Source organism: Pseudomonas sp. PDM13 (assembly GCF_025685765.1).
GTDB classification, from domain to species: domain Bacteria; phylum Pseudomonadota; class Gammaproteobacteria; order Pseudomonadales; family Pseudomonadaceae; genus Metapseudomonas; species Metapseudomonas solani.
Genome location: NZ_JAOTQU010000032.1, coordinates 14,835 through 30,326 on the forward strand (window position 1 = coordinate 14,835; position 15,492 = coordinate 30,326).

Sequence of the window (15,492 nt, forward strand, 5' to 3'; positions counted from 1 at the left end):
GTGACAGGGTTCAGTTCAGCCGGATGCGCCCATCGCGAATGAATTCCACGGGGAGGGGCGCGCTTCGCGCGCCTTGGGCGAATGAATTCGCCCCTACAGGGGCCCGTATCAGCGCTCGCGCACGATGGCTTTGATTTCCTTTGATGGGACCTGCACCTGGCGCTGCTTGCCGTCCTGTTCGATGAGAAAGCTGTAGGTCTCGCCCAAGCCCCAGATCACATGCACGTCGTTCAGGCTGCAACTTGATCCCAACCCCAGCCAGGCGGGCATCTCGCCTTTGCAGTAGTCCGGTTTGAACAGCACGCTCTGTGCTTGGTAGTTGCCCAGGCCGAGTTGTTGCATGACGCGGTCGGGGAGGCCCGAGAGGACGCCGCTCAGGGTGGTTATCAGCAGGGCGAAAAATAACGAGAACGGAGCAGCGTATTTGATGCTGCCAATGCTCATTGCAGAAGTGACAGCCGCGATGAAACAGCACGCTAAAGGGATCAAGCAGATCGCCAAAACCTTAAGAACATCCCCGTCGAGTTTATTTATCAGGTCTTGGGTATCGACTATCAAAGAGAGAGCCAAACCATTGACTGCTGCTACTGGCACCCAGGAGTGGAAGACATAGCGTATGAACGCAAACGTGGGCAGTTTGAACTTCAGTTGGATAACGATCCCGCACAGCAACGTGATGAGCAAACTGCCGCCCATGAAGCTGGCAAAGAACAGACCTGGGAACTGAATCAGAACGAACGAGAGCAGGAGTGAGGTTAGGCAGTAGGGCGCTAGGAAGATCAATCCTAGCGTCCAGAAGATATCGGAGTCCGAAGGGTTCTCCGGTAGCCACCCTCTAAGCCCCTTGCGGATATCCGACACGTTCATGAAGCCATGAAAGATCCATTGCCCAGGTAGCAGTAACGCAAGGAAGACAAAGCCGATGATCGCGAAGCCAACGCCGCTGGCGCTGAGTAGCAGCGACGAGAATTGCAGCAGGTCGAAGCTGGGGTAGAAATGATTGGCTTGGAAGTAGAGCAGGAAGAGTGCGAAGCCAACTACAGGCGGGGCGAACTTTGCAAGTTGCGGGGCATACCGCTTGAGGATGACTGCCGAACGTTTCAGAAGATCTTCTAAATGATTGTCCGATACAGGGCGATCGCTCCACTTTTCCATGAGTCTTCCTTGAGCTGGGGAATGGGGTGCCCGGCATGGTACGGAGCTGTTCCGGCACTGTCATCCCAGCCCGTAGGGCGGGTGAAACCCGCGAGGCCATGCATCGCAGATGTCGGGTTGCACCCGACCTACATGCCCCACGGGAGCCACTCCTTGTTCAAACCGCCTTGACGATCTGCTCCCGCAGCCACTGGTGCGCGGGGTCGCGGTGGGAGCGTTCGTGCCAGAGCATGGCCATCTCGTAGCCGGGGACTTCCAGCGGAGCGTCGACCACCTGCAGGGTGCCGCTGTTGCCCACCAGGCGTTCGGGGAGCATGGCCACCAGGTCGGTGCTTTCCAATACCGAGCGCAGGAACAGGAAGTGCGGCACCGAGAGCACCACGCGGCGCGCCAGGCCGTGCTGGGCGAGGGCGTCGTCGGTGACGCCGGAGAAGCCGCCGCCATCGGGGGAGACGATCACCTGGTCGAGGGTGCAGAACTGCTTCAGCGTCGGGCGTCGCTTCAGGCGCGGGTGGCCGGCGCGGCCGGCGAGCACGTAGCGCTCGGCGAACAGGGTGCGCCGGCGCAGGTTGAGGGGCGAGCCTTCGGCGGTGTGGAAGGCCAGGTCGATATCGCCCAGCTCCGCCTGCTTGGCGATGCGCGAGGGCACCATCTCGACCACGGCGATGCGGGTGCCCGGCGCGGCGGCGCGCAGGCCGGCGAGGGCGGGCAGGAGGATCGCCGATTCGCCGTAGTCGGTGGCGGCGACGCGCCAGGTGTCCCGGGCCTGGGCGGGGTCGAAGGGGCTCGCCGGGGCCACGGCGCGCTCCAGGGATTCCAGGGCCTGGCGCAGGGGCTCGCGCAGCTCCTCGGCGCGGGCGGTGGGGCGCATGCCGCGCGGGCCGGGTAGCAGCAGCGGGTCGTCGAAGATCCCCCGCAGCTTGGCCAGGTGCACGCTCACCGAGGGTTGGGAGAAATTCAGGCGCTCGGCGGCGCGGGTGACGTTGTGCTCGGCGAGCAGCACGTCGAGGGTCACCAGCAGGTTGAGGTCCAGACGCCTGAGATTATTCATTCACATACCTGGAATATGGGTTATTCATTTCCAATATACCTGGCGGAACACCATCCTGCGCTCATCCCGTTATGGAGGTTTGCCATGAATGTTCTGATCGTCTTCGCCCACCCTGAACCCCGCTCGCTGAATGGCGCGCTGAAGGATTTCACCGTGCAGCGCCTGCAGGCCGCCGGCCATGCCGTGCAGGTGTCCGACCTGTATGCGATGGGCTGGAAGTCGCCCATCGATGCCGGCGACAGCCTGGACCGCGACCCCGAGGCGCGCTTCGATGCCTCGCTGGATTCCAAGCGTGCTTTCGCCAGCGGCCGGCAGAGTGCGGACATCGCCGCCGAGCAGGACAAGCTGCGTTGGGCGGATGCGCTGATCCTGCAATTCCCGCTCTGGTGGTTCTCGATGCCGGCGATCCTCAAGGGCTGGGTCGACCGCGTGTATGCCTACGGCTTCGCCTATGGCGTGGGCGAGCATTCGGATGTGCGCTGGGGCAACCGCTACGGCGAGGGTTCGATGGCGGGCAAGCGGGCGATGCTGCTGGTGACCACCGGCGGCTGGGATTCCCACTACAGCGAGCGCGGCATCAACGGCCCGATGGACGACCTGCTGTTCCCCATCCAGCACGGCATCCTGCATTACCCCGGCTTCGATGTGCTGCCGCCCTTCGTGGTGCACCGCACCAGCCGGGTCGACGCGGCCCGCTTCGCCAGCATCCAGCAGGAACTGGGGCAGCGCCTGGACGCGCTGTGGACCACCGAGCCCATCGCCTATCGCCAGCAGAATGCAGGGGATTACGAGATTCCCGCGCTGACCCTCAAGCCCGAGGTGGCGCCGGGGGAGGCCGGGTTCGCGGCGCATGTGAAGCGGTAGCAAGGTGCCGAGGGCGGGGTCGGCAGCAACGGTAGCCCGGGCTTCAGCCCGGGGCCGGGATCGATCCAGCATCCCTGGGCTGAAGCCCAGGCTACAGTGCCTTTCGCGACCCAGCAGAAACGACGACGGGAGCACTGGGCTCCCGTCGTTTGGATCAATGGGCCTGGTTCAGAGTCAGGCGCATGTGGCGGTTCACATCCTTGTACAGCAGGTAGCGGAAGCGACCCGGGCCACCGGAGTAGCAGGCCTGCGGGCAGAAGGCGCGCAGCCACATGAAGTCACCGGCTTCCACTTCGACCCAGTCCTGGTTCAGGCGGTAGACGGCCTTGCCTTCCAGCACGTACAGGCCGTGCTCCATCACGTGGGTTTCGGCGAAGGGGATCACGCCGCCCGGCTCGAAGTTGACGATGTTCACGTGCATGTCATGGCGCATGTCGGCCATGTCGACGAAGCGGGTGGTGCTCCAACGGCCTTCGGTGTCCGGCATCACGCGCGGCTCGATGTCCTGCTCGTTGGTGACGAAGGCTTCCGGCAGCGGTACGCCGTCGACCTTCTGGTAGTGCTTGCGGATCCAGTGGAAGCGGGTGTGCTGGCCGCTGGTGTTGCGCACCTTGTAGTCGGCGCCCGGCGGAATGAAGGCATAGCCGCCCGGTTGCATGGTGTGCACCTGGCCTTGCAGGGTCAGGGTCAGCTCGCCTTCGACGATGAACAGCACCGCTTCGGCGTTGACGTCCTGCTCGGGCTTGTCGCTGCCGCCCTGGGGGGCCAGCTCGACGATGTACTGGGAGAAGGTCTCGGCGAAGCCGGACAGCGGGCGGGCGATGACCCACATGCGCATGTTGTCCCAGAAGGGCAGGTGGCTGGTGACGATGTCACGCATCACGCCCTTGGGGATCACGGCATAGGCTTCGGTGAACATGGCGCGGTCGGTGAGCAGCTCGGTCTGTGCCGGGTGCCCGCCGTGCGGCGCGTAATAGGTGGATTTGGCCATGGGGTATTTCCTCATTGTTGTCTTGCTGCCCGGCGCGTGCGGCGCCGTGGTGAGCAATGGTGCGGAGCGGCGCGCCCGTTGGAGCGCTGGCCGTCGCTGGAGAGCACGATATCCAGCGATATGTCCATGCACAAATTAAATGTTGGAATCCGCTGTATTCGGTTTTCGAATGCAAGGCGGAGTCCTGTCAGCCTTTCGTATCCTGCGCCAGAACCCGTGAAAGTACTTGGGCCAGTTCCTTCACCATCGGGTCCGCCGCCGGGCGGTGCAGCAGCGCCACTTCGAAGGCATCCACCGAGGGTAGCCCAGCTTTCTTCGCCAGCACGGCGTGGTCCGCCGTCACCGCCCGCTGCGGCAGCAGGCCAATGCCCATGCCATCGGCGATGGCCGACTGGATGCCGGACAGGCTCGAACTGGTGAAGCTGATGTGCCAGCGCCGGCCTACTGCCTCCAGTGCCGCGATCATCTCGTCGCGGTACACGCCGCGCGGCGGGAAGGTGACGATGGGCAGCGGGTCGAGGTCGATGCAGGGGTTCTTCGCGCTATCCACCCAGCGTGTTTTCTCCGGCCAGCAGGCCAGCGCCTCGCGGGCGTTCTGCCGCTGCTTGAGCAGCACCAGGTCCAGCTCGCCGCGGTCGTAGCTGGCGGAGAGGTCACGGCTCAGCCCGCTGGTCACCTCCAGCTTCACCTGGGGGTAATGCCGATTGAACGCCGCCAGCTGCTCGGTGGTGCGCCCGGTGGCGAAGTCGTCGGGCACGCCGATGCGCACCGTCAGCGCCACCGTCGCCCCGGACAGCGCCTCCTGCAGCTCGTCGTTCAGCGCCAGCATGCGCCGCGCATAGCCGAGCAGCGTTTCGCCGGCGTCGGTGGGCAGCACGTCGCGGTTGCCGCGCTCCAGCAGGCGGTGCCCGGCCATCTCTTCCAGGCGGCGGATCTTCTGGCTGACGGTGGACTGGGTGGAATTCAGCCGACTGGCCGCCGTGGTGAAGCTGCCGCAATCGGCCACCGCGACCATGGCGCGGAGCAGGTCGAGCTCGAACACGCGGCTATTCGATCGGTCACTGTGGTCCATGGCGGTATTCATCTTTCGAATGGGGATGAGGGCTTTTAGCAGCAAGGGGGAGAAGGGGCAATATGGTTCGGATTGACGCCACCCCTGGGCACTCTCTAGTCTCGCGCACTCTCTGGAATTCAAGGATGGTTCCCATGCGTAAAGCGGTGCTTGCCTTCATTGCCCTGTGCTGCCTGTCGGCCTGCCAGAGTCCCGCTCCAGGTACGCCCCCACCTTTTGAAACCGAGGAACAGCGTTACATCTGGCAGATGCAGGAAAGCCTGCGCAAGCTCGGGTTGGCCGCTGGGGACGGGATGCTGGTGGGGAGTGTCGAAATACTGCTGCAGATAGACCGGGATGGCGGAATCGAAAGTTGCCAAGCCAGGCCGTTCTCGAAGCCGAGAGTGGACGCGCCGCCATTCAACCCCAGGCTGGAAAAGCAGTTGTCTGCAATGTGCTGGGATATGGTCCTGCCGCCCATTCCAAGCTCGATACTCGGTGATGATGAAGGGCGAGCCATTCTCGCTCCTTTGGTCTTCCCAGTGCCGTCGCTGGAACTGCTCAAGGCGCAGATGCGCTATACCGAGCGCTTCGCGCAGGACAACTACCTGTGGCACGCGGTGTTCAAGGATGAGGCGATCGATGCTGTCGGGCGTGCGTTCTTTCTCATCACCCCGGATGCGGAAGGCCAGCGGCAGACGTGCCGAGTCACGCTGGGGCCTCACCCAAACCAGCCCAACGCCTTCCATCCCGATGAAGCGCTCCGCCAGCGCCTCGAACAACGCTGCGCGGCGCTCAAGCCTCACGACTTGCCGTTCTATCCGTCGCCGGAGGCGGGGCCCAACTACACCGTCGAGGTCCGCTATATGCCGTGGAAGAAGAACATGACCAAGCGTTGGGGCGCCTGAACGGAACGACGAGGCACTGCGCCGCCCCTTGACCTGCAGGGCGCTCAGGCCTGGCCAGGGTGGTGTTGGGCCTCGCTGCGCTCGGCGCCAACCTACGGTGCAGCGCTGATTGACGGCCCGAGTTGGGCCGCAGCAGAATCCGCCATCCCCCGTCGGTCACGAGCGCATCTGACGCGGGCTCAATGGATTGAACAACCGATTTCAAGGAGGAAGTCATGGAAGCAACCGAAGCGCGGCTACGCGAAACCTACAGCGGACGGCGGACTGAAATCCTGATCGACCTGCTCGCGCAGGGCGGCCTGACGGACGTCGCCGAGCGGGTCGTTCGCGAGGTGCTTATCGAGCGCGAATCGAGCCTGGGCGAACGCGTGGTGCCGCAACAGGCCCAGGTATCCGCCGCGGTTCGGCGCGAGCAGCTCGACCAACGGCTCGCCCCGCTCTGGGCACGCTTCGTGGCATCGCAGGTCGACTTCTGGGCGGCCTTGCTGGCGCTGGGCGTGTTTAGCGTCTTTGTCGATGTCGTAATCTTCCGGCAGGCCGGCACCCCTGAATCTATTGGCACTATCAGCGTCCTGCTGCTGTTCGCCTACCTGCTGTTCAAGGACGGGTTCAACGGGCAGGGGCTCGGCAAGCGCCTGATGAAAATCCGCGTCGTCGACAGCGAGACCGGCGCCCCAGGCGAGCTGCACAAGTCCTGCCTGCGCGGGCTGGTGAGCATGCTCGGCATCTTCGATGTGATCTTCATCTTCGGGCAGCGCCGCCAGCGTCTTGGCGACCATGCGGCGAGGACCCTTGTGGTCAGGGCCTGATCCATGCCCGAGCCCCGCATCCTCTCGATTCTCCTGCACGTCGGTGACTGGCGTGCAGCCACCGACTGGTACCAGCGTGCCTTCCCCGAGGCGAAGCCTGTGCTGCCATCGACGGATGACTACGGGCACTTGGAGATGGGCGGCGTGGTGCTGGAGATCGTCAACGCCGACGACAAGGTCGCCAGTGGCGCGGCGGGCACCATCGTCTATTGGGCGGTGGATGATCTGGATGCCGAAGTGCTGCGCCTTGGCCAACTGGGCGCGCTGCTGTACCGAGGGCCGTTGGCGCTGGAGGACGGCGACCGCATCTGCCAGGTGCGCGACCCCTGGGGCAATTGCATTGGCTTGCGGCAGCGGGGGCTTAGTCGCGGTTCTCACTAAGAGCGATTGGAGTCTGGGCTGATAGGAGCGCAGGGGCACTGAAATCGGCAATCAGCTTGAGGCCGGGAATTTCCCTGTCGTCATCCTCCACCCCCATCGCGAAGCCCCATTGGCCGGCCTGACGCAACGTCAGCCCGTACTGGGTCGTCTGATGAGGTGAGAAGGCGCTCGGAGGCGTCAGCAGCCTGCTTGCTGAACGACCTATCCATTTGCCCCGGATTCGTTCATCGGCGAAGCAGATGCCTGGCACCTCATCGCTCTCCTTCAGGTTTCGTTCGAGGTGGCCATGCGAGCGGTTGATTCTTGGTACCACCCGCAGCATCAGCACGTAGGTGTAGCCCAGCTTGCAGGCGAGGTTCCTGCTCAGCGCATGGTCGTAGTCGACCTTCCAGGAACAGGGAGCGAAAACCAGGCCGGCCGTTCGGCGGTATCCCCTGTAGTCCGGCCTCACATACAGCAGTAACAGGACCCCTTTCTTCACCACGAAGGCATTCTCGGTATGGATACGGCCTATCTGGTAGGCGGCACCGCCCAGTTCCTTCGCGATGAGTTCAATGGACTTGCCCGCGATAGGAATGGTCTGGATTTGCAGGCCCTGCACGCGTTGACCCGCGTATCGCCAGGTACCTCTTTCGATGGGCTTGTCCAGGTTCAGCATGGGGGACCTACCTTGAGTGCAGGGGCAAGTGATATGTCGCAGGTACGACAGGGCCTTGTCTGATGCGGAGCGTGAAATGGCTCATGCCTTTTCGCGTGTTTTCGTTGGCGAATCCAGCCCTGGGGGAAATCTCCAATAAGCGGGATGCCTGGATCAATGACGAATTCTTTTTCAGGTTCTTGGATGGCGTCGATTCTGGCGTAAGCCTTTTCTTTTGGCGCCTGCTTCAAGCCCCATCCCACTGCAGCCCAGAGCTGCTCCTGGTTCTTCAAGCGAGCAAAAAGCCGCCTTTTCCCTCAATGGACTTTCGTTTTGGGGATGACAATGATTGCCATTCAGTATTTCTCGGGGTGGATGTTCTGAATGGACGTGGTGACGGTTTCTCTCGGTTTCAAATCAATGCTGTTGAACAGCCTACTGATCGCCGTATTGCCAGTGGCGGTGATGCTCGGTGCAGATCTGTTGATCAGCAAGAGCATCAGCTTGAAGAGTGTTCTGGTGGGGGGCGTTCTCTACGCGTTGCTGCAGGGGTACCTGGTCTTCCAGGCCGGGGGCAAGGTGTATGTGGATGAGGGAGCACTTCATGTGCGGTCGGGGTTCTACAGCGCTTCGTGGCCAGTTGAGGGGCTCAAGGTTCTACCGGCAGACAGGGAGGCGTTGGAGAGCAGTGTTCGGCTGAATGGCATCGCGACTTATGGCTTTCGCGCGGGCTGGTTCAGGCTTGAAGGGCGCAAGGTTTTCTTCCTGACCACAGGCGAACGGAAGGCCTGCATACAGCAAAAGGGCGCTGCAGTTCTCTGCGTGGACAGCGATGTCGCCGCCTCCTTGAAAGCACTTGCTTCCTGACTGCCCACGGAAGCGACGCCTGTTGCGACCACGCTGGCTGGGCGTGTTGCTCGACCCACTGGCAAACCGCGTATTCGCTTGGGAGGCACACAGGCGTTTTGCGGCGTTGGCGGTGTTTCTGGCGAGCAAGTCGGACTATCCACGCGGTTAGGGTGTTTCAGAGCAACCAGAATCCAGTACTTCTCCGATCTGGTCGATGGACACCTTGCCGTATCGATCTCCTTGGCGAGTCCACCCATAACGGTCGATGAAGATCGGCTCATCGCGGACCTTCACCAGGGCCCGGGTGTTTCCCGGATCGTATGCGTGGTGGCTATTCAGTGAGGCGTCACTGGGGCTCAGCGTGTTGGCCACTGCCCGCGGGATAGAGGTTCGTTTGAACGCACGCTCTTCGATGGTGGTCTCCTTTTCCGGCGAATAGAGCTCCGCGGTATCCAGAATGCCGTGATGCATTCGGCGTTGGCCACGACGGGGTTCAAAGACAGCAGGGTCAGCAGGTAGATCGATCGAGTGTTCATGCAGGTTCCTTGGTCATCGCTTCCTGGATGGAGGCTCTATCTGGAGCCTTCCTGGCCTTCTGCCGGTTAAGTTGAAGCCTATGAACACAACATGGCCACGAAGCGTTCTGCCGGCCATTGCTTGCGGTCGGAGACCTGCCCGTCGCCTAGCTCCACCAGGCGCAGGGCGCCGGTTTCCGAGGCCACCAGGTCGACCGAGAAGAAGGGGCAGGGCACGCGTTGGGCGATGTCGTGGACGAGTGCCGGCACCTCGTCGCTCCGGCCATGGGCGCGACCGTCGAGGACGAAATAGCGCTCTTCCGTTTCCGGGATCAGCGGCTCGAATTCCCTCAGGCAGATGCCGCCTTCCAGCTCGCCGCGATAGCGTTCGATAAGGGCAATGATCTCGACCACTTCGTCCGCGTTGCGGGCGACGGAGCCACGCTGGGTGGTCAGCGATTTCACGTAGTCCTTCACGAAGCAGGCGGACCAGCCCGCCTCGGCCAGCGCGGCGGCGAAGTCGGCGTCACGGGGAAGAACCAGGGTGGCGGGGGTCAAGTCCCGGCATTGCGGATACCACTCGGGCAGGTGGTGGCAATGCCGGTACTGCTCAGGGTTGGTTACGGGAATGGCGCCTTTGCTGGCGATGGACGCATGCAGGTAGCTGTAGCCGTCCGGCGTCAGCATCCAGCCGCGGTACAGGACGCGGCACCCTTCTTCGAGTGCCGGCTTCGGTTTGAAGCGTTGCAGCTCCAGCTCCTCGCAGGAGAACAGCGAGCAACCGAAACCGGCAGCCTTGGCCGCTGCGAATTCTTCGGCAAAGGTCTCGTCCGGGATGTTCGGGTTATCGGGTGATGAGGGGTAGAGCAGGTGCATGGCTTCCATTCCGTAAGCGAGTCGAGGTGCTTGTTCGGCAAGGTACAGGGTCAGCGTTGCTCGCAGCTATCCAGTTCTTCCTGCGTCTTCAACTCCGTTTCGATACCCAGGCGGTACCTGCAGTAATCGATCACCTCTTGCCGCTCTTCCTCGCTCAGTTGACTGAGCTTCTTGCTGTCGGCGTCGGTGGCGAACGGGTTGATGAACCTCACCTGGAACGAGGGCTGTTTCTTGATGAAGAAGACCAGCCGGTTGTCTTCGGCGAAGCGCGTTTTGTAGAAGCCGGTGCTGAGCCAGGCAGCCAGGAACGTGGCTGTCAGCAGGCTGAGGACGAGTGCCTTTCGCCAATCCCTGGTCCTGCTTTCCACATGCTTTCCTTGGCGATGAATCGGGGAGCGGGATAGTACGAAGCGGCGATCCGCAAGTCATCAGCCAGGGCATGCGACAGGTTCGAAGGTGCCTGTGGCGCGTTGCGACTTAGGTCCCGATCCTTATTGCCCCTGCCACCTTCCTTGGTACTGCCATCCCGCGATTTGCTTGACCCGCCGCTCCGCGCATCCCGATTCTTCAGCCGGCAAGACCCGCCTGAAAAACAATAACGATGCCCTGTGCGGCGACGGAACAAGGAGTTCTGTGATGCTTGGTTACTACGCGCAATACAGCCGTGAATACCTCACCACGCTGATGACCGTGACGACGCTGTTCTTCGCACTGCCCATCTTCGTGGCCCCCATCGCCTGGGCCCGGCTGATGCGCTGGACCATTCCCGAGCACCAGCACCTGGCGATCTATTTCGGCCGCTGCCTGGGGGCGTTCATCCTGATCATCGAGCTGGCCATGCTGCGTTCCGTCACCACGGGGACCGGGTACAGCTATGCCTTCGACCTGCTGTTTCTGGTATTCACGCTGATGTTCGTGGTGCATGTGTATGGCGCGATCCGGCGCATCCAGCCGATCACCGAAACGCTGGAGATCGGCTTCTGGATGATCCTCTTCGGGCTCAATGTGCTGTTCTATCCGGCCACGACCATCACGCTCTGAGGGGCGGTGGATGAGGGCTGGAATCTCCAGCCCTCGGTCGTGCTAGCCGATCACATGGGGCGGCCTGGGCAGCAGGCGCGGGCAGTCTTCGAGGGGCAGCCAGACCACGTCCTGCCAATGCAGCACCTGCAACTCCTGCCCCATCCATTGCGCCACCGAACGGACGGGCCAGTGGCCGACCTGGGGCTGTTCGGCACGCAGGCAGGGGATCACCTGCTGGGTGAGCCATTGGCGGATGCAGCGGTTTTCCGGGTGGTAGTAGTGGATGAGCGCGGCGTAGGCGCCGGATTCGCTGACCAGCCATTCGCACTTGAAGTCGCCGTGGCCGTTGCGCATCCAGGCGATCTGCATCTGGTCGTCATCCAGGTTGTGCGGCAGGCGCTCAGCCAAGGGCGGGTGGTTCATCAGCCGGGCCAGGTCGGTGACGGCGAACCAGGGTTGGTCTTCCAGCAGCACGGCGCGCAGCAGGCGCTTGTGGCGGGTGAAGAGGGTGGGGATGAGGATTTCTTGATCGGGTTGGGGGTGGAGGGAGTCAGGCATATCCATTACCTCTGATCGCTTCTTAGGGCGTGGTTGGTGTCGGGAGCTAAGAAACCCACCAGAGACGGGCCGGACGTATTCCCCTTGCGGGTCTTGTATTAGTCCGCTCCCGACAGAGCAGAGGTTTTTGCGTGCGCGATTATGCCGCGAGCACAAAAAAGCCGCATAACTATCGGGTGCGGATGACCGCTCTGGTAAGGACGTTTCTTAGGCGCCGGGTACGGAGGCTATGGGCGCACCCGGAAAGTGGCAATGCAGTTACCGCGTGGGAAATGGCTGATCGGCAAGCAGAAACGTGAAGGCGGCGCGGGCATCGCCTTGTCCGATAGTGGACAAGACGATTTCTAAGTGCGTTGTAGGCGGAGGTACTTCAGCCTCAGGTACAAGTGTGAGCCTTATATTCTTTCTTGGCACGGTGCTGATCTAGGTCGGATTTTAAAGTTGCTGCTCAGTTTTTTTTCTTGTTGATTTGCTATGTAGGTCACTCAGAAATTCTATGTTTGAGCGAATTACTTGAAAAATCCCCTCAATTTGCAATATTGCCGCGGAAATTATTATGGCCGCTATTATAGGTGTTGTGGTTTGTTGTTGCGGGTTGTCAATGGCAGCACTCACCAAGTTTGCAATTAGGATTGCTGTTGCTACAAGCGAAGACTGAACGATTGCTCCAACAATCCGTCCTAATCGTTCCTTTTCTTCTTCGTTTTCAGTGAAGTCTGCAGGTTCCAGCTTATGGCTTTTTAACCTAAGTATTGCATTTGGATATATAAAGGCAATCCATACTCCCATTATGGTGAATATCATTCCGGAGATGGCTAGAGTTATGTCAGATGTCTTCTGTATTCCTACGGTCGAAAAGTCTATTCCGAACTTGTAAATAATAAACCCTACTATCGTTGGCAGGATTAAGGAAAGTATAAGCTTAAGCACTTTGGGCCTCCGTCGCTCCATTTTCTACGTCTTGCGTAGTGTTCGGTGTGAGTGAGGCTTCTCTCGCAATCTCGGTGATGATCGGATTCAGGTATTTTTCTCGCTCAAGTGCGAGCTTTGCATACAGAACATCGCCTGGCAGGATTTTATGACCAAGGTCATCCATGAAAATGCTTTCGGTCATTCTGAATTCATCGGCCCACTTCACGCCGCCGCGCTTAGTGACAAAGCCAACGTTAGTGAACTCTCTGTCGTCGGGTGTTATTTCTAACGAGCAACTTTCAATGATGTTCTTGATCTCTTCAGGTGTTGGCTGCGCTTCAATTTTGATTTCGACTTTTCGCTGCAGCTTATTCTTATCATTTGGCACAGTAGAAAGAGCTTGGGGGATGCGGCCGAGAAGCTTTAGAATTTCCGGGCGATCGTCAATCTCGGTGAGTTCAATTCGCTCTTTGCGGATAATATGCGTAGTGTTTTGTGAAAGCTCTTGTAGTCGAGCATCATTTGTCTTGATGCTTTTTATGCTCATGTCAAATCGGAATATGGTCTTTATAGTAGCGTCGTCCTCCTCCTTGGAATCGTCAGTTCTTATAAATTGAACATAGCCATTATCACTTGTTTTCTTCGTAGACCCAGGGATCTCAATACGATTGTTAATGGCACTAGCTACCCAGTCTTGAAATAGCTCTGAGTCAGTTCGCGAGTGCTCGAATTTTATTGATGCAATTAAGTTGTATTCTGGGATCACCCAGTAGTAACAGGGTTTCCCCCAAATTACTGTTTTTCCCAGATGTTTGTCTGATCTGGTAATTACCGTGCCTTCACCTTCTACCACGCCGACAGATTGGCCAGTTGAGTCTGAGTCGCTTTTCCAGAGGGTTAAGACGTAGTCGCCATTGGTCGGGCTTTTGTATATCTCCCGAAGCCTGCATTGCGGCTTATTCTTTTTGGGGGACCAAGGAAGAGAGTTTTCGAAGTCGACTGTGGCTCGCCAGTTTTTGATTAGAGAAAAAAGCTCTTTTGGCAGGCAAGCGATAGGTTCTTTTCCAGCGTAACGGTAAGTGCCGCAAGAGTTGATGTTAAAGAACGTAAGGTGACCGGTGATTTGCATGATTTCTCCAAAAAAAACCCCGCACAAAGGCGGGGTTTCGTCTTTCTATCGCTACCCCGAAAATCCGTATCAGGTTGAAGCGTTTATGTGTTCCTAATGGTTCGACCCGGAATCAATCCCAGCTCAGCGCACCGCCGGTCTGGTACTCGATCACTCGAGTTTCGAAGAAGTTCTTCTCTTTCTTCAGGTCCATGATCTCGCTCATCCAGGGGAACGGGTTGGTGGTGCCCGGGTATTCCTCTTTCAGGCCGATCTGGGTGAGGCGGCGGTTGGCGATGAACTTGAGGTAGTCCTCCATCATCGCGGCGTTCATGCCCAGTACGCCGCGCGGCATGGTGTCGCGTGCGTATTCGATTTCCAGTTGGGTGCCCTGGAGGATCATCTGGGTGGCTTCGTCCTTCATGGCGGCATCCCACAGGTGCGGGTTTTCGATCTTGATCTGGTTGATCACGTCGATGCCGAAGTTCAGGTGCATGGATTCGTCGCGCAGGATGTATTGGAACTGCTCGGCGGTGCCGGTCATCTTGTTGCGGCGGCCCATGGAGAGGATCTGGGTGAAGCCGCAGTAGAAGAAGATGCCTTCCAGTACGCAGTAGTAGGCGATGAGGTTGCGCAGGAACTGGCGGTCGGTCTCCGGGGTGCCGGTTTCGAACTTGGGATCGGAGATCGAGCGGGTGTACTTGAGGCCCCAGGACGCCTTCTTAGCGACGCTCGGGATCTCGTGGTACATGTTGAAGATTTCGCCCTCGTCCATGCCCAGCGATTCGATGCAGTACTGGTAGGCGTGGGTGTGGATCGCTTCCTCGAAGGCCTGGCGCAGGATGTACTGGCGGCATTCGGGGTTGGTGATCAGGCGGTAGACGGCGAGCACCAGGTTGTTGGCAACCAGGGAGTCGGCGGTGGAGAAGAAGCCGAGGTTGCGCATGACGATGCGGCGCTCGTCTTCGCTGAGGCCGTCCTTGCTCTTCCATAGAGCGATGTCGGCGTTCATGTTCACTTCCTGCGGCATCCAGTGGTTGGCGCAACCATCCAGATACTTTTGCCAGGCCCAGTCGTACTTGAAGGGTACGAGCTGGTTGAGGTCGGCGCGGGCGTTGATCATCTGCTTGTCGCCGACCTGTACGCGCGCGGAGGCGCCTTCGAGGTCGTCCAGGCCTTCCTGGATGTCGAGGGCGTCGAGGGCCTTCTTGGCGCGAGCGACGGCGTCGGAGTCAGCGGCGGATACGGCGCGGGCTTCCTGTACGGAGCCGGCGGCCTCGTCATCGAGCTTGTCGGCGCCGGCAGCGGCTGCGGCGTTGTTCGCGGCGGCGGGTTGGGCGGCGGGTGCGGCGGCGTCTTCTTTGTCGAATTCGTCCCAGCTGAGCATCTGTCCTCTCTCCTGGTTGGTTCGGCCGTTCTCTGCCGGCCTGGGTAAATGGTGCGTGGGTGTGTGCACGCTGAAGCTTTTACTGCCGAACTGCTTGTCCGCTCCCGGTCGTGCCGGGGCCTGGTCACGGGCGTCTGTGTCAGCTGCCCGATGGATGCCGCGTTCGCGGTTGACGGTGTTCGGTCTTGCGGCGCGGCCTGGGCCTGCGCTTGTGGCTTCTCTCTATAAGGGAGCGGCCATGAAAATTTGGGTAGTGCCGGTGGAGCTTTGGGCTGTTGCCCTTTGCCGACTCCTCCTCCCCGGAGGGGAGAGGAGGGCTACTGCGAGCTGGCTTTAACGGTTCTCGGTGCGAGTCAGCGCTAGGCGGCTGCCAGGCCGGAGCCCCTGAGCGTACGGCTGTACGTGATGGGGGCCGGC

General features: G+C 60.3%; 18 protein-coding genes. 6 read left to right on the forward strand and 12 right to left on the reverse strand.

The genetic code is table 11. The annotated features are described in order from the left end of the window. Positions 1-108: 108 nt before the first annotated feature. Positions 109-1,155, reverse strand: coding sequence for a hypothetical protein (locus OEJ36_RS26390; RefSeq protein WP_263404033.1), 1,047 nt, complete (start codon positions 1,153-1,155; stop codon positions 109-111). 157 nt (positions 1,156-1,312) lie between these two features. Beyond that, positions 1,313-2,206 carry a LysR family transcriptional regulator gene (locus OEJ36_RS26395; RefSeq protein WP_263404034.1) on the reverse strand — a complete coding sequence of 298 codons (894 nt, stop codon included), beginning with the start codon at positions 2,204-2,206 and terminating at the stop codon, positions 1,313-1,315. Between the two features lie 84 nt (positions 2,207-2,290). Between OEJ36_RS26395 and OEJ36_RS26400 the strand changes: the two genes are divergently transcribed. Continuing rightward, positions 2,291-3,070 carry an NAD(P)H-dependent oxidoreductase gene (locus tag OEJ36_RS26400; protein WP_263404035.1) on the forward strand — a complete coding sequence of 260 codons (780 nt, stop codon included), beginning with the start codon at positions 2,291-2,293 and terminating at the stop codon, positions 3,068-3,070. Positions 3,071-3,224: 154 nt separating this feature from the next. On the opposite strand, the gene OEJ36_RS26405 is transcribed toward OEJ36_RS26400, so the two are convergent. Together OEJ36_RS26405 and OEJ36_RS26410 are read right to left on the reverse strand one after the other, a co-directional pair. After that, a complete protein-coding gene (locus OEJ36_RS26405) occupies positions 3,225-4,061 on the reverse strand; it encodes a bifunctional allantoicase/(S)-ureidoglycine aminohydrolase (protein ID WP_173172181.1) in 837 nt (278 codons plus the stop codon). A gap of 187 nt (positions 4,062-4,248) precedes the next feature. Continuing rightward, on the reverse strand, positions 4,249-5,133 hold the full coding sequence (locus tag OEJ36_RS26410) for a LysR substrate-binding domain-containing protein (protein WP_043245140.1): 885 nt from the start codon (positions 5,131-5,133) through the stop codon (positions 4,249-4,251). 134 nt (positions 5,134-5,267) lie between these two features. On the opposite strand from OEJ36_RS26410, the gene OEJ36_RS26415 reads away from it, so the two are divergent. The 3 genes from OEJ36_RS26415 to OEJ36_RS26425 all read left to right on the forward strand — a co-directional run bounded on the left by OEJ36_RS26415 (position 5,268) and on the right by OEJ36_RS26425 (position 7,210). After that, positions 5,268-6,020 (forward strand): hypothetical protein, encoded by a 753-nt coding sequence (locus tag OEJ36_RS26415; RefSeq protein WP_263404036.1) that lies wholly within the window; start codon positions 5,268-5,270, stop codon positions 6,018-6,020. A 215-nt stretch (positions 6,021-6,235) separates the two neighbouring features. Next, positions 6,236-6,829, forward strand: coding sequence for an RDD family protein (locus tag OEJ36_RS26420; RefSeq protein WP_263404037.1), 594 nt, complete (start codon positions 6,236-6,238; stop codon positions 6,827-6,829). A gap of 3 nt (positions 6,830-6,832) precedes the next feature. Then, positions 6,833-7,210 carry a VOC family protein gene (locus OEJ36_RS26425; RefSeq protein ID WP_263404038.1) on the forward strand — a complete coding sequence of 126 codons (378 nt, stop codon included), beginning with the start codon at positions 6,833-6,835 and terminating at the stop codon, positions 7,208-7,210. Here OEJ36_RS26425 and OEJ36_RS26430 read toward each other — a convergent pair. Beyond that, positions 7,191-7,868 (reverse strand): hypothetical protein, encoded by a 678-nt coding sequence (locus tag OEJ36_RS26430; protein ID WP_263404039.1) that lies wholly within the window; start codon positions 7,866-7,868, stop codon positions 7,191-7,193. The two genes, OEJ36_RS26425 and OEJ36_RS26430, sit on opposite strands and share 20 nt — an antisense overlap. A gap of 363 nt (positions 7,869-8,231) precedes the next feature. On the opposite strand from OEJ36_RS26430, the gene OEJ36_RS26435 reads away from it, so the two are divergent. After that, complete coding sequence (locus OEJ36_RS26435; RefSeq protein ID WP_263404040.1) at positions 8,232-8,714, forward strand: hypothetical protein; 483 nt, start codon at positions 8,232-8,234, stop codon at positions 8,712-8,714. 147 nt (positions 8,715-8,861) lie between these two features. On the opposite strand, the gene OEJ36_RS26440 is transcribed toward OEJ36_RS26435, so the two are convergent. The 3 genes from OEJ36_RS26440 to OEJ36_RS26450 form a co-directional block, all read right to left on the reverse strand. Continuing rightward, entirely contained in the window at positions 8,862-9,167 is a 306-nt protein-coding gene (locus tag OEJ36_RS26440) for a hypothetical protein (protein WP_263404041.1), read from the reverse strand. A 143-nt stretch (positions 9,168-9,310) separates the two neighbouring features. Beyond that, positions 9,311-10,087, reverse strand: a complete 777-nt coding sequence (locus OEJ36_RS26445) for an ATP-grasp domain-containing protein (RefSeq protein ID WP_263404042.1) — start codon at positions 10,085-10,087, stop codon at positions 9,311-9,313. Between the two features lie 50 nt (positions 10,088-10,137). After that, positions 10,138-10,455 carry a hypothetical protein gene (locus OEJ36_RS26450; protein ID WP_317891605.1) on the reverse strand — a complete coding sequence of 106 codons (318 nt, stop codon included), beginning with the start codon at positions 10,453-10,455 and terminating at the stop codon, positions 10,138-10,140. A 268-nt stretch (positions 10,456-10,723) separates the two neighbouring features. Here OEJ36_RS26450 and OEJ36_RS26455 point away from each other — a divergent pair, with 268 nt between their 5' ends. Then, complete coding sequence (locus OEJ36_RS26455) at positions 10,724-11,128, forward strand: hypothetical protein (protein WP_263404043.1); 405 nt, start codon at positions 10,724-10,726, stop codon at positions 11,126-11,128. A gap of 42 nt (positions 11,129-11,170) precedes the next feature. Here the strand turns inward: OEJ36_RS26455 and OEJ36_RS26460 are convergent, their stop codons facing one another. The 4 genes from OEJ36_RS26460 to OEJ36_RS26475 form a co-directional block, all read right to left on the reverse strand. Further along, positions 11,171-11,668, reverse strand: a complete 498-nt coding sequence (locus tag OEJ36_RS26460) for a Bro-N domain-containing protein (protein WP_263404044.1) — start codon at positions 11,666-11,668, stop codon at positions 11,171-11,173. A 435-nt stretch (positions 11,669-12,103) separates the two neighbouring features. Further along, a complete protein-coding gene (locus OEJ36_RS26465; protein ID WP_263404045.1) occupies positions 12,104-12,598 on the reverse strand; it encodes a hypothetical protein in 495 nt (164 codons plus the stop codon). Then, the gene (locus OEJ36_RS26470; protein ID WP_263404046.1) at positions 12,591-13,709 is read right to left on the reverse strand and encodes a hypothetical protein; all 1,119 of its coding nucleotides are present in this window, start codon (positions 13,707-13,709) and stop codon (positions 12,591-12,593) included. The genes OEJ36_RS26465 and OEJ36_RS26470 overlap by 8 nt, the downstream gene beginning before the upstream one ends. A 112-nt stretch (positions 13,710-13,821) precedes the next feature. Beyond that, the gene (locus OEJ36_RS26475) at positions 13,822-15,075 is read right to left on the reverse strand and encodes a ribonucleotide-diphosphate reductase subunit beta (protein WP_184487856.1); all 1,254 of its coding nucleotides are present in this window, start codon (positions 15,073-15,075) and stop codon (positions 13,822-13,824) included. Positions 15,076-15,492: the final 417 nt, after the last annotated feature.